At 43.3% G+C, this 14,062-nt stretch carries 13 protein-coding genes and 1 pseudogene; 4 read left to right on the forward strand and 10 right to left on the reverse strand.

The window, feature by feature from the left end; translation table 11 throughout:
* Positions 1-23: 23 nt before the first annotated feature.
* The 7 genes and pseudogenes from AOU00_RS26130 to AOU00_RS26455 form a co-directional block, all read right to left on the reverse strand.
* Positions 24-176 (reverse strand): acyl carrier protein, encoded by a 153-nt coding sequence (locus tag AOU00_RS26130; protein WP_155729661.1) that lies wholly within the window; start codon positions 174-176, stop codon positions 24-26.
* A 116-nt stretch (positions 177-292) separates the two neighbouring features.
* Positions 293-1,336: a hypothetical protein gene (locus tag AOU00_RS00105; protein WP_061828345.1), complete on the reverse strand. Its 1,044-nt coding sequence runs from the start codon at positions 1,334-1,336 to the stop codon at positions 293-295.
* Positions 1,337-1,557: 221 nt separating this feature from the next.
* Positions 1,558-1,914: a glycoside hydrolase family 32 C-terminal domain-containing protein gene (locus tag AOU00_RS26860; RefSeq protein ID WP_237166248.1), complete on the reverse strand. Its 357-nt coding sequence runs from the start codon at positions 1,912-1,914 to the stop codon at positions 1,558-1,560.
* 145 nt (positions 1,915-2,059) lie between these two features.
* Positions 2,060-3,031, reverse strand: a complete 972-nt coding sequence (locus AOU00_RS00115; protein ID WP_069289599.1) for a glycoside hydrolase family 32 protein — start codon at positions 3,029-3,031, stop codon at positions 2,060-2,062.
* A gap of 941 nt (positions 3,032-3,972) precedes the next feature.
* Positions 3,973-5,275 (reverse strand): annotated as a pseudogene (locus tag AOU00_RS25505) (IS3 family transposase).
* Positions 5,276-5,410: 135 nt separating this feature from the next.
* Complete coding sequence (locus tag AOU00_RS00130) at positions 5,411-5,743, reverse strand: IS110 family transposase (RefSeq protein WP_081112391.1); 333 nt, start codon at positions 5,741-5,743, stop codon at positions 5,411-5,413.
* 68 nt (positions 5,744-5,811) lie between these two features.
* Positions 5,812-5,979 carry a hypothetical protein gene (locus AOU00_RS26455; RefSeq protein ID WP_172828241.1) on the reverse strand — a complete coding sequence of 56 codons (168 nt, stop codon included), beginning with the start codon at positions 5,977-5,979 and terminating at the stop codon, positions 5,812-5,814.
* A 308-nt stretch (positions 5,980-6,287) separates the two neighbouring features.
* Here AOU00_RS26455 and AOU00_RS26135 point away from each other — a divergent pair, with 308 nt between their 5' ends.
* Genes AOU00_RS26135 through AOU00_RS26140 form a run of 3 tightly spaced genes read left to right on the forward strand, consistent with a single transcriptional unit; the run spans position 6,288 to position 7,736 of the window.
* Positions 6,288-6,425 (forward strand): hypothetical protein, encoded by a 138-nt coding sequence (locus AOU00_RS26135; protein WP_155729659.1) that lies wholly within the window; start codon positions 6,288-6,290, stop codon positions 6,423-6,425.
* A gap of 42 nt (positions 6,426-6,467) precedes the next feature.
* Positions 6,468-7,466 (forward strand): methyltransferase domain-containing protein, encoded by a 999-nt coding sequence (locus tag AOU00_RS00135; RefSeq protein WP_061828343.1) that lies wholly within the window; start codon positions 6,468-6,470, stop codon positions 7,464-7,466.
* A 48-nt stretch (positions 7,467-7,514) separates the two neighbouring features.
* Positions 7,515-7,736, forward strand: coding sequence for a hypothetical protein (locus AOU00_RS26140; RefSeq protein WP_155765217.1), 222 nt, complete (start codon positions 7,515-7,517; stop codon positions 7,734-7,736).
* A 247-nt stretch (positions 7,737-7,983) separates the two neighbouring features.
* Here AOU00_RS26140 and AOU00_RS27565 read toward each other — a convergent pair whose 3' ends face one another.
* Both AOU00_RS27565 and AOU00_RS26145 read right to left on the reverse strand, forming a co-directional pair.
* Positions 7,984-8,352: a monooxygenase family protein gene (locus AOU00_RS27565; protein WP_172828321.1), complete on the reverse strand. Its 369-nt coding sequence runs from the start codon at positions 8,350-8,352 to the stop codon at positions 7,984-7,986.
* An 8-nt stretch (positions 8,353-8,360) separates the two neighbouring features.
* Positions 8,361-8,498 carry a hypothetical protein gene (locus AOU00_RS26145; RefSeq protein ID WP_155765218.1) on the reverse strand — a complete coding sequence of 46 codons (138 nt, stop codon included), beginning with the start codon at positions 8,496-8,498 and terminating at the stop codon, positions 8,361-8,363.
* A 292-nt stretch (positions 8,499-8,790) separates the two neighbouring features.
* Here AOU00_RS26145 and AOU00_RS00150 point away from each other — a divergent pair, with 292 nt between their 5' ends.
* A complete protein-coding gene (locus AOU00_RS00150; RefSeq protein ID WP_069289603.1) occupies positions 8,791-10,956 on the forward strand; it encodes an amidase in 2,166 nt (721 codons plus the stop codon).
* A gap of 322 nt (positions 10,957-11,278) precedes the next feature.
* On the opposite strand, the gene ppsA is transcribed toward AOU00_RS00150, so the two are convergent.
* Positions 11,279-13,891 carry a phosphoenolpyruvate synthase gene (ppsA, locus tag AOU00_RS00155; protein ID WP_069289604.1) on the reverse strand — a complete coding sequence of 871 codons (2,613 nt, stop codon included), beginning with the start codon at positions 13,889-13,891 and terminating at the stop codon, positions 11,279-11,281.
* Between the last annotated feature and the right edge of the window lie 171 nt (positions 13,892-14,062).

Genomic DNA, 14,062 nt, shown 5'->3' on the forward strand with positions numbered 1-14,062 from the left:
TGTGCATGATCAAGTACCGCTTGCTATAAGCGTTCCTGGTAACTTTTAATAAGATCAGCCAAGTCGCCAAGGGTTAGATGACTGCCTGCCATGTTACCTACCAGTTCGTCCGGGAGCTCTAGACCGAATTCGGTTTCGAGCTCCACGACGAATGTAATCATCTGCATAGAATTCATTTGGATCCATATCTCTTCAAGTAACGCATTAGCGTTTATACGTTGTTTATCGTAGTCCGGAATCTTTTGATGAATAAGGTTTTGGATGCGTTCCAAACAGAGTTGTTTTCTCAACGTTAGACCTCCTCCTCTACGCCCATTGGAGTTATGTTTGACACAAGGCTCAAGTTGTAGATCATAAGTTCGATAGCCTCGCGCTCACAGGCTTGAATACGCCTAATTAACACTTCCACTTTTTTGAGGTTATCTTCGTTTTTCGTCAGTGAATATTTGATAATCAAATTTCGCGCTAATAGAGCATCGTCGGCAATCGTCTGATAGCGAACCTTGAGCTGATTACTTTCCCCTAGAACACCAGTTTGATTCATGAAGTCAATTCGTTCCAACATCAAGATCTTGTGATCATAGATCATTTGAAACGGGCGATTATCTTCCTCAATTTGTCCACTGCGTATGCGGGTTATATCCAAAATCAGCTCGTCATAAACACGAATTCCCCATACACATGGATTTGTTATATAACCCAACTCTCTGTATTTGTCGGCGGGATTTTCTCCATTTAAATAGTCCTTAAGGTGCTCAATAACATAGTTTAGATTAAAGTCATAAGCTGCTCGCTCGTTGAATTGTAACAGAGAGAGACCACCCTTCCACGCATACAACCAATCTCCATCATCATCGATTCCCTCGTAGGCACGTCTCATTTGCTCAAATGTGATTTCGTTAAATGAGTACTTCCCCCCCGCGAATGTAAAATCGGCGATATGAAATATGTCCCTCTCCTCGTCATAACCAAAAATAAATGAGTCATGTGAAAAGAAAGATTCAATATCCAAAAACTGCGCTTGATCAAGAAGCAAATAAATATAATTATTCATGTCTATACAATCCATCAGAAAAGTACATATATCCTTGTTGAAATTTCGAACCAACTGACGACTTAAATGTTGGCGAAGCAGCCAAGGACAAAATTCAAAGGTAGGAGTACGGTAGAAGTCCACATAGGAACTTCCCTCATTTAAGGTGAGCTGGAGAGGAATGAAATGTGTCATTATCCACGGCTTTGCTTGCGGGTAATTGGCTAGGACGGCAAACGTATTTGCCTGCCACTGCCACGAGGTGATTGCCGGATACTGCATCGGTAATATCTTGGATCGCAATTAGACACCCCCTTGGGAGAGAATTTGATTTAGTGTCAATTAGCTAAGAACTACAGACTGACAGCACAGATAGAGTCAAACTTCCTGGACCACCGCAACGCTGTAGTCCTTATTCGTTTTAAGGAGTGATTGCTTCGTTAATTAGTTTGGGTACCAAGTTCAGATCCGGGTGCCCAAAACCGGACTGTAACCATTTCGTCGAATCAAGCCATTGCTAAAGTCTAAACCGTCTCATTTTCCCAGATGCTTACCAGATCATTGATTTGAAGCGACACGACCTTTAGTTCTCCGCCAAGGGTATAGAGTTCTAGTCCTCTACTTTCCAAGTCCGGGAAAATCATGTCTGAAACGATTGTTTTTCCTTTATTGCCGAAGACCTCGACACTAGACCAATCAACGTAAATGCTCAAGGTTATCCGCTCTGGCTTCATGGGGGCTTGGTGCTTTGCAGCAAAATCAGGATGGAAATCAATTGCGTTTGACTTCGTCCCATCGACAAACAGCTCCTCATTCAAGACATCATATCCGATGGTTGTCTCCTGAGTAGAAGAGGAACGCACCTTGAACCCGAATTCCACGGCAGTACCGATTTCAAATTCCGCAATAATTCGGCCTTTGCAGTAGAAATATCAGATAAGACGTTGCTACCTGGCTTAATCGTTAAGTCTTGCAGAGACATAATCGGTCTTCTGAGTTGACTTAACTCTCTTATAGGTACTTGGATTAAGCGAATTCCTTCCGGATATGTCTTAAGCTGAATCTCTCGGGGATTGACATGTGGCCACGCCATTCCTTTGAAGGAAGGGTAGAGGCATAACGCCAGTTGTTCATCCAGCCGACCCAGATCTTTCGTCCGTCTTCTTTCGGAATACCATCCCATGTCACGGCCGCGTAAAAGTCAGACCCGTAATCTATCCATTTGATCGTATCGAATGATTCCAACGTTTCATCCCTTGTAAATACCTTACCGTCAAAGTTGCCTATAAAATACATCATGCCAGAACCGCCTGCTGGTGGTTCTGAATCGTTTGGATTCACACCATTTCTATCCCCGACACTTAGCAACAGAACCCACTTAGTGATATTGGGATCCTCATCCACTTGGATTTTAAATACCTCAGGACATTCAAATATCTCTCGATGGATACCCGGAATATCGGAACCGAAATCGCTTGCAAAAGACCATTCCTTCAGATTCGAAGACGTGTAAAAGTCGACGCGGTCTCTTACGGCAAGAACCATAACCCACATTGACGATTCTTCATACCAAAACACCTTCGGATCACGAAAGTCTAGCGTTTTCGTTGGGAACAAAACAGGGTTACCTTCATATTTTATCCAAGTTCGACCTTTATCCCTGCTGTAAGCGATGCTCTGCACCTGTGGTTTGCCGGGCTGAGCCACGTTGCCCTCATTCGTATAAATTGCAACTAATCCTGATCCTTCTTCGCTGAAGAAACCGCTTGTGTTGTTCTTATCAACCACTGCACTTCCCGAAAAGATCGCTCCGTCTTCCCCCCGCGGGATGGCTGGTGGAAGTTCCTCCCAATGCACCAAATCCTCACTTACCGCATGCCCCCAATGCATGCTGCCGAAGTCAGGCTGTGTATCATGTGGGGTATGTTGAATGAAATTGGGGCCTATATGTCTCCCTGTAATACAGATTTCCTGATCCTTTTCTGCTGCTAATATCATCTGATAAGTGCATTTTGTTAAAGTTGCTCACGCTCCTTTGGGTTTAAATAAGATCCATATTAGAATTGATTCAACTCGTTCGGACATATTACGTCCATCTTTCTATAGAAGCAACCAAGAAAAACTACAAGAGCACTCAAAACAACATGCCCATATTTAACAAAATAAACCACATGTGTACAAATGTCAAACTTTTTTTTACATTCTCATTATTTTTTAAATTAAAGTAAACTTTTTAGTTTACATATGCACATTTTGATAGTGTTTTATCTGAAAACGGCTGTTTTTATTTGAGTTCTCCTTATCGCATTTAATTATTCAGTAAATAAAATGTAAACCATTGAATACCCAAATGATGTTATGATTTTCAATAAACTATCCAATTTATCAAATAAAATTTAGACATTTGGATTTTTTGACTAATTCTCTGAATAATTTTTCGTTTTTGAAATGAATAAATAGGAAAAGCAGTTCCTTTTAGCTTTCTAAAGCTTTATTATCTCTTTGACATTCTCCTGGAGAACACAGGTCGTATCTCTAGATCGCTTACCACCACGTGCGAGGTCTACTAAACAATATGATCCATCATGGTGGACACTTCGCTGATTTTGGAGTTCATCGCGTCTACGGTAAGGTGATATCGTCGAAGAGGTGGCTCACTACAGTCTTAATACAAAAGGCACCAAAAACCAAATTACGGTTTCAGGTGCCTTTTGGCTTTATGCGTTTGTGCTTTGTAATGCTTTTATAGCCAGTCCCAACCCTCCGCAATGATTTAGAGGTCATTTTTTTCATTGTTAAAACTCATGATTTTTTTATCTATCAAATCCATCCATATGTATTTAGTCAAGTTATATTTACTATATATAGAATTAACATATCTTTATTGGTGATGAACTGTGACCCCATTTGTGGATCCTTTTGAAAAGGGTCCCTATTCATCAATCATCAGGAGTCATCTTTTTTAATGTCCATTGGAACCGTTCGGTATTGTAATAGGTGATGTATTCGTTGACACGAACTCGCAGCTCTTGTAGGGATAAGCAATCCTTGAACTCTAATTCATCCTTCATATGCCCGAAGAACGTCTCCATCGAAGCATTATTCCAACAGTTTCCTTTTCGTGACATCGATTGTTTAAACCCAGCTTTAGCGATAATGGAACGAACTTCAGGATGTGTGTAATGGAATCCCTGATCAGAGTGAAAGATAGCCTCCGGATGTACTTCCAAACGATTAAACAGCCGCTTCAGTGTTCGTTGAACAAGAGACAATTCAAATGAAGAGGACAGGTAGTGAGCTAAAATTTCTTTTGTTGCACCATCCTTTACACAGGACAAATAAGCCCGTTGGCCATTTCCATAATGCATATAAGTAATGTCGGTGAGCAATACCATTTCAGGCTCTCCCCGGTCAAACCGACGCTTCAGGAGGTTTGGGCAGGTGCGGTGCTCTTGCGTCGCTTTAGCCATTTTACGGTAGGGATTCGCTTGACGAATCACAGCAACGAGTCTGAATTTCCGCATAAAACGGCGAATTTTCTTATGATTCATAACGATTCCATGAAGCCGTTCTAACCTCATTTTGATGACCAGCGCGCCAACCATCCCTCTAAGTGCATCAAAGTGCGCCTTCAGAAGTAAAAAGTCTCGTTCATCGGCAGCCTCTCGAAGCTGGCGGTGTTCTTCCGCCGCACACCAGCGATAATACCCGCTTGTACTTACCTCAGCAAGCTTACAAAGATAGCAAATCACGCGTTTCAGTCCATGTTTACGAACAACCTGATTGATGAGCTGAAAGCGCTCGGAAGACGCTAGTAATTCATTGTGTCTTTGTGCCTTTCGAGCGCTTCTAGCTTTTTTTAAGAGTTCATTCTCGGCTTCCAAAAGCTTGATACGAGCCTCGGCAAGACGGAGCTTTTCCTCAGCCGATAGCTCACGACTAACCGGTCTTTTTGAGCTTCCCTTCCCCTGCGCTCTTCCAGCAGCCCAGCTTCACCTGAAGAAGCATATGTTTTCCACCAACGCTCCAGACATCTTTTTGGCGTCTCCTGTCCGATCAGTTCCAAGTAAAATCCTGTCTGTACGAAGATTTCCATGGGTATATGCCCCGCTTGATTGGCCTGTACAGCCGCAATCTTAAAGGCAGGGAATACGTGATATTCTCTGATACGCGAAGAACGGATGGATTCGACTCCAGTACCTTGATCTCTTTCTCCGTAAAAACCCGTCCGATTTTCTTCATAATCTACATCCCCACAAACTTTTATAATCTGATTAAAACGCAAAAGACCCGTAAGAGGGTACTTTTTTCAAAGTGTCCATCTTACGGGTCACAGTTCATGACTTAGGAGTGGACTTTTTTTATTTTTCAATAATTCTAGCTGTTTAGCTTCGCCTGCACGTACATAGCGGTCACAAACTCATGCTGCCTGGTCAAGTGCTGAAGCTCACTGTAGGACTCTTCCCACTCGCGATGCGCTTTAACATCCCCACGGTAATACATCTCGGCAATATGCCAAGCATCTGCTGCATCGGTTTTCACTTTTCGAAGTTGTGTGCCTTTGGATCGTTTCGCTTGCAAAGGATTGATGATGTAGTGAATCCATCCGCTACGTTTCAGATATCCTGCCAAACCTCGATGGTAATGTTCGGTTGCCTTGAAGACAACGACAGGCTCCACACCACTTGCCTCTTTCAGTTTGCTAGGCACTTAAGGCCTGAATAACACTACATCCTTTCGTCACATCAATTCCAACAACGGGTTGCATAAAAACCTCCCTAATTCGATTTACCGGCATTCCCACCTGGTTTCCAAACCCATAGCTTAGCTTGTGATACGAGGTCATAGCCCTCAACCAGCTCAAACATGGTCGTTGGATGGATTTTGTACAGGTTCTTTGTCCCTAAGCCGCCCTCGTTCTCCGGGCTACCACCATCGTAAAACACCCATTAAAATAGGCAAACCAGAAAATTTCTTTCTGGCTGTCCTAATAATACGAAAAGCCGATATATTAGTGACTTTAAACGGTGCAATGTTCTTGTCCCTCGACACGTTGGCAGAGATTATTCATCACTATTGTAAAATAACTGGAAACATATGCATAAAAGTTGTATATTTAATTCATATTCTTGAAATTAATTCTAAATTTTAAAGGGGGGATTGATCGTGGTAAAGTGTTCATCCTAGCGCCAGGTAAGTAAGGATAAAATATCGCGCATCAGAAAAAGCAACAAATGGGGAGTAAAGATTATGAATGCAGATAATTATTACGAATTTTGGTCCACTTTTCTTTATGAACAGGCTGGATGAAGGGCTTATGCTATGGGGCGGTGCTCGTCCCGATCCTTCTTCTGGTAAATGTCCGTTTGATTTGGAGAAAGGCGATAAATAATTATAGCAGCGCAAGCGGCTAAAACGATGAGGAGATGTAGATATGAAAACGACTTGGCCTTTGTCCGGTATTACCCTGGTATGCACTGAATGCAAGAGTGATCTTTATGAGGCGGACAACTGTTTGATCTGCGAGACCTGCGGCCTCGAATACGCCTGGAAAGAGGGCCTCGCAAGTATGTTAATTGACCGTCCTGTAGCGGAGAAGCTTGCCGAAGGCGCGGCGCAAAAGGAAGCGATCATCGGCATGTTTGACTCTATTAACCGGTCGCTTGAGGAGAAAAGACTGTCCAGATTTTCCACCTTTATTAACTGGGGTTATGCATCCGATAACGAACTACCGGGCGGCCCTCAAGGTATTAACCACAGCAGTATCCAGCTGCTTCGCGAAATTATTGGCGGCCTGGATGTTTCAGGCAAGGATATCCTGGAAATCGGTTGTGGACGGGGAGGCAACGTGAGCGAGCTATGCAAAAACTATGGGACCGGCAGCGTGGTCGGCATTGATCTGACACCGTCCAATATTCAATTTTGCCAAAGGAATAACCGATATGAGCAGGCTTACTATTGTATTGGCGACGCGGAGCAGCTGCCTGTTAAAACGGAAAGCTGCGACATTGTGCTGAACATCGAGTCCTCGCATTTGTACCCTCATATTGAGCTGTTCTTTACGGAGACCTACCGTGTATTAAAGCCAGGTGGGACATTTTTGTATGCGGATATTATGAGCGCTTCCGACGTGCCGCGCTATGAAGAGCAGTGGCAAAGACTAGGCTTTCACACCTCGTTGATCCGGGATATTACAGGCAATGTATTACAATCGGGAGACGATGCTCTGGATACCCGCCTGCATGCGCTTGAAGGCTCCTTAGAAGGGGAAGATCGAGTATGGGAATGGCTGGAGGCACCCGGCACGCAAAATCATACCGATATGGTCGCAGGTAGAAGAGTATTCAAAATTGTCCATTTGGTGAAGATGCCTCCGGCACCGAAGGAGAGCCTAGCCATGGTTGAAGGAGGAGCAGCGGTGAGTAATGCTTGACCATTAACAGACGTTAACTGGGCGTGTCCGCAGTGCAAGCAAACGCTTGTGAAGAGGGAGTTCTCATTCGACTGTACGTCATGCGGCGAAAGCTACCTCATGACCGCTGGCTCGATTCCATATCTGCTTGTGGAAAGTGATGCGTTAGAAACGATGGAGCATAAGGTGCAGAAGGAGGCGGTTAAAGAGCTGGCAAGCGACAACACAAGGAAGACTCGATTTATTTTCAAGATTACAGTTCCAGACTCGTTCCCCCTGTTTTATTTATAGACCGGATAAGAAACTGACTTAAAAAGAGCTATCTTGCAAAATGAAATTACAATTGTCGCTAATCCCAACGGCAGCTGACATGGCAAATTCGGTAGCGTTATCCGACAGTGGAATTCCTTTATTTATGTTGATACTTAGCATTGTATTAATATCATAGCCCTCATTTTTGTATAATCCGACGGTCGATCCGCAGCCGGCTACAATTTTTAAACAGCGGTTCTCCAATATCGGAGAACCGCTGTTTTGTCTAGACAATATTTACGGGGCTTACTTCTCCGTAGATAGGGCGCATGTCTTTTATTGCACGGTGTGCTTTTGGCCAAAACCTCTTCAGCGCTTGATAGACTTCCTTTTTGTCCTTGATAACATATGCATGAACTGCTCCTACTTCAGATGATGGTGGGCGGACATCAACGTGCTGCTGTTGTACTGGTTCACCTCGCCAGCCAATCCCGAGAAACCCCAGATCTTTGTTCATGTATAGTTCTCTAATCGGCCCCATTGCTTTGGAAACAGGTAACCACTTATTTATCGCCCACAGACGATTTACTCGCATGCCAATAATAAATACGATAGACTCCCCATCGATCTCGGCCTTATATCTTCCCTTCTGAATTCCTCACTTCACTTCTCCTTTTCACCCAACATGGTTCTCTGTTCAATAAACTTGATGTTGCTGGCAATGTGATAGACTTCGTTCTTCGTCAGGCCTTCTTTGTTGAGGTGACCCGCAGGATCGAAAGCCTGTACGTTGGTCCACATGAAATCCAATGTCTGTAATTTTCAACATCTCTTCCTCTGGGATTAAACGAAATATAAAATTCTTTTTCGGAGGAGATTGATTTTTGTCTTCAGCGATGATGCAACAATCTGAATCATGGATTACTAGATTTCACATTAAAAGTAGCGAATTTCCTTGTGTTTATCATTACAAAAATTGACATTTAATATGAAAATAAGTAATATAATTAGAAACATTTATACTGTAATAGGGCCTTTCTCATCCCCCTCTTTTTAAATTCCTGATCCTACCTAATTTAAGGAGTGAAATGCTATGTGCGCACGAACGCTAAAAGCGAATACAAGGAATGTAATCGGTAACTATTGCAAATGGATCACAGTTGGTATCATTTTAACTTTCACGGGATGCCCGATTGCATCCGCCGCTCCCTCACCCTCATCCCATAGTAAAACTAGTGAACCCGCCTCTTCCCTAGTTACATTTCAATTGCAAGAGGCTACGATTGCTCAAATGCAGGAAGCGATGAAGTCAGGGGCACTGTCAAGTGTCGAGCTCACTGCTCTGTACCTTAACCGGGTATATGCCTATGATTCTAGTGGCATTCGACTGAATTCCATCCCTATTCTGAACCCCGACGTACTAAAAGAAGCTGCTCAAGCTGATCAACTAAGGTCACAAGGTATTAAGACTGGTCCTCTGCAAGGCATCCCCTACACGGTTAAAGACAGCTACAAGGTTAAGGGACTCACTGTCGCTTCTGGATCTCCGGCTTTCAAAAACCTGATGGCAAAGGACGATGCCTTTACAGTAGAAAAGATACGCAAATCCGGTGGGGTGCTCATTGGTAAAACCAATATGCCGCCAATGGCAGCAGGGGGAATGCAAAGAGGCGTTTATGGCCGTGCTGAAAGTCCGTACAACCCAGATTATTTGGCTGCAGCCTGGTACTCTGGCTCCTCTAACGGATCTGGCGTATCAACAGCCGCCAACCTCGCTGCCTTCGGTATGGGGGAAGAAACGGTATCCTCTGGAAGATCACCGGCATCTAACAATGGTTTAATTGCCTACACGCCATCGCGGGGCCTAATCTCCATTCGGGGGAATTGGCCGCTCTTCCCTATACGTGATGTCGTTGTCCCACATACGAGGACTGTCGAGGACATGCTCCGCTTGCTTGACGTGATCGTTGTAGAAGATAAGATCACCAAGGGCGATTTCTGGCGAGAGCAGAAAGCCGTTCGGCTCCCTTCTGTCAACAGTGTCCGTCCCAAATCCTATTTAGAGCTGCGAGACATTCAAGCTTTGAAAGGCAAACGCATTGGCGTTCCGAAAATTTATATCGGTAAGGACCATGAAACCACAACTCCGATCAAATTCAGACCTTCGATACAGGCATTATGGGAAAAAGCTGTTAAGGATTTAACTGCTCTTGGAGCTGAGGTTGTGGAAGTTGACTTCCCCTTGCAGGCGAATAGCGAGAAGGACCGGCCAACAGCGAAAACACCTGAAGAGCGTGGTTTGATGCCGGCAAAGTGGGCTGAAAAGGAATTTGGGTTGCTTAATCCTTATGCAGCTGAGGAATTCCTTAAAAGTGTGGGCGATCCAAATTTCCCGTCATGGGCAAATATCGACCCTGCAACCGTCTTCCCGAATCCGCCCGGTTCGGTAGATGCCAAACGTGGCAGAGACCTTGGCCACTATGACGTATTCATTGAAACCATAAAGAAAGGCGTCACCCCTTACGAACAAATTCCTCAGTTTCAGGAAGGTCTGAGGGGGCTTGAAAATGTACGAAAGATTGATTTTGAAGATTGGATGAAGCAAAACAACCTTGATTTTATTGCATTCCCGGCAAATTCGAATATCGGCAAAGCTGACTCCGATGTGAATGAAACGTCCTACGAGGAGGCTTGGGAGAATGGCAACTATTTCTCCAATACGAATTTCATTCTACGCGAGTACGGGATCCCAAGTGTGTCTGTGAGTATGGGCGCTATGAAGGATACCGGTATGCCCGTTAATCTGACGATGGCAGGTGCCGCATACAGCGATAATGACCTGCTTCGTTACGCTTATTCCTATGAGCAGGCGACCAAAAACCGTCCTATTGCAGCACGTACGCCAGCGCTTGAGGATGAAACCTTTTCCTATAACCCGCAAACCACTCTCCCACCCTTTAAACGCAAGGAAACAGGAACCCCTGTACTTAAGTTGAATGCTTCGATCACGGATGATGTTCTCGCTTTGGAAGGTTCAGTCACAGATCAAAGTGATATCGCGCAGCTTAAAGTTTATGTCAATGGCATTCGTGTCGTTATTACAGAAGATAAAGCCAATTGGTCAGCAACGCTTCCAACTACTAAATACAAACAGGATGGTGCCTCCCAAGCTGATACGCTGCATATTCTCGTGCTGGCCAAGGATATTTACGGAAATACCTCTGCTCAAGTCAAGTCTGTCACTTTACCCCAACGATAAAGGACATCATAGAACTGACTATAATTGTGGGTTCCCTGACCGTAAGATTATCATTAGTTGGTTGAAAAAGGCTTGTTCAGAGCGAATATGCGGGTTCGACTCTGAGGGCACACTTGGGTATTTAACACCTGATACTGTCGAGGACAAGGACTTGTACCTATTGCCGTAAAGGAAAAGAGATTTAGATTATCGGGTCAGCTATGTATAAATCATTTTGTGTCATGGATAAAAGGACGAACAGGGTAACCGCCCTTTTATCCATGACAGGTTGCATTTAATACTGTCCATTATGACAGAGGCTATTACTTAGCGCATTCAGCCATTACAATATTTCGATATACCCTTCTGTTCCATGCACACGAATTCGTTGCCCATCTTTTATCAGCTTGGTAGCATTCTCCACTCCGACAACTGCGGGTAAGCCATATTCACGTGCGATAACGGCTCCATGAGTCATCAGTCCACCAACTTCGGTGACTAGGCCTTTTATGGATACAAACAATGGTGTCCAGCTGGGGTCAGTAAAGGCGGTGACTAATATATCTCCATCTTCCAGATCAGCATCTTCCATGTTTAAGATGACACGTGCTCGACCCTCTATAACTCCGGTAGAAACAGGCAGACCTACAATCGCTTCGGCTGGGAGATTTTCTCGTTTGTACTCACCCGCAATGATTTCACCATCAGACGTGATTACACGCGGGGGAGTTAGTTTTTCATATAATTTATAATCGTCTTTTCGTTTACGGATGATCTGATAATCCAGTTTATTTGTGCGTACGACTTCGTGAAGTTCTTCAAAAGTGAGATCGTATATATCTTCTTTCTCGTGAATAACACCAGCTTGTACGAGTTGTTCGGCTTCTTTTAGTAAAGCCTGCTTATAAACGAAGTAGCGATTAACCAAGCCGTATTTGGGATATTCACGATAACCGATGAAATTCCTGATCAGGTCGATCATTCGTTTTGTTTCTTTGGCTTTTTGTTCACCATCCGGTAATTGCTTCAATCGATCTAATAACTCTTGTTCTTTTTTCAAAGCCTCCTGTCGCCCCTGCTCAAATTTCCAATTGCCAGCATTAGGCTCAAAGTTTTTGATATTACTGAGAATCATGGGGACAAGTATAATTGGTTTTTCACTCCAACGAGTTCTCGAAATATCGATTTCACCGGCACATCGCATTCCGTATTTGTTGAGATAAGCATAGATAGCGTCTTGAGTTTCCTGTCCACCATCCAACTTAACCAGTTCATCCAAAAAATTATCATCTTTTACATGTTGTAAATAATCAATTACCTCCGGATAAGGACGAATCGCATCTGCGACATCCAATAGCGCCAGACCCATTTCCGAAGTAATGTTGTTTGGTACAGATTGAGAAAGCGTATCTGCTGCGTTTTTTTCACCTAACCACTCGTACATTTTTTCATTGATCCATGACGAAGCATTCATAGCAGTCATAAAAACCTTTGAACTTTGTGGGTCAAATAAGATCTTCTTTAATTCTTGGAGATCTTCCAGAATAAAATCAAATAAATCTGCTCCTGATTTCGTTTGGATGTTTTGTTTTAATTTTTCTATCGATGTTTGACTGTTCTTAATCAAATCAGAAACGATTGCCGGATCGTTTTCGATTTGTGCTTGAAAACCTGCAGACGACCTACCTTTACTGCTATTACCGGGACTCCGTTCTGTTCTATCATCTGGTAACGATTTTATAAAATCTCGCTCTATTAGGGTCATAAATGCGTCTTTTATGAGCGGATCAGATTGTCCCAGGGTATTTAAGAAAGTTTCTCTGCTGACAGGTGAAGCCAGCATTTGTGTAACATCAACAAACAGCCTTCCACCGGCTATACGCATGGGTGCAGGAGTTATTAACAGGTAAAAAGACAATCCCAATGGTTTTATCGGGTCAGTCATCATTTGTTGATGACCGACAGATACATAAACGTGATTTTCCTGATCATTTGCTTCAGGGATCGGGTATAAAGTCGTGATTGGACGACTCTGGACTATATAAAAAGTATCATTGGCCAAACACCATTCGATATCTTGTGGGCAACCAAAATGAGCTTCGATATGTCTTCCGATACGTGCCAGTTGCAAAATTTGTTGTTCAGTAAGGGTTTGAGTCTTTTGCTGATCAAGCTCGATCTGCTTTGTCTCTGTTCCGCCTTCTTTTCGTCCATAGATAGCCAATTTTTTGGTTTCTATCCTCTTATCGACGATTGCCTCTTCCTGTACTTTATAACAATCGGCAGAGACCAAGCCAGAGACCAATGCTTCTCCAAGTCCAAAACTAGCATCGATTGATAGCAGCTTCCGGTTGGAGGTAATCGGATCAGCGGTAAATAAAATTCCTGAAGCCTGCGGGAAAACCATCCTTTGAACAATAACGGATAAATAAACTTGACTGTGGTCAAATCCATTTTGCATACGATAGATAACCGCGCGATCCGTAAATAGGGAAGCCCAACATTTGCTGATATGCTGCAAGATTGCTTCTTTGCCGATGATATTTAAATAGGTGTCTTGTTGACCAGCAAAAGAGGCATGTGGCAAATCTTCAGCAGTCGCACTGGAACGCACTGCATAAGCATGTTCTTCTCCAAACTGGGAGAGATAGTGAGTAACTGCTTCCACAACATCGGCAGGAACTTCTACTTCCATAATGATTTGTCGAATCTGCCTGCTGATTTCACCAATTTGAGCACGATCTTCTGCTTTTAGCCTTGTTAGTCGATCCAACAATGCATAATACGTTTCTTTTTGTTCGATGGCTTTTTGATACCCCACTGTTGTAACACAAAATCCTTGTGGTACATGTATTCCTTCAATTTTTGATAATTCCCCTAAATTCAACCCTTTTCCGCCAACGAGCAAAAACTGCGTTTTTTCCATTTCCTGAAAACCGAGAACCAAAGAACTCATTCAATATCTCTCCTAACTATTAAATTGAGAAAAAAACATTTGACAAGAGTTTAGCGGCATGGTAAAGTTAAAGTGTAAGATGTGATATTTATGACCACTTAAATTAATAAATCACAATCTAATTATATCATCGTGTCTGTTTTATATGCAATATAAAAGAACCTGATAAAA

It is taken from the genome of Paenibacillus polymyxa, from assembly GCF_001719045.1.
GTDB classification, from domain to species: Bacteria; Bacillota; Bacilli; order Paenibacillales; family Paenibacillaceae; genus Paenibacillus; species Paenibacillus polymyxa_B.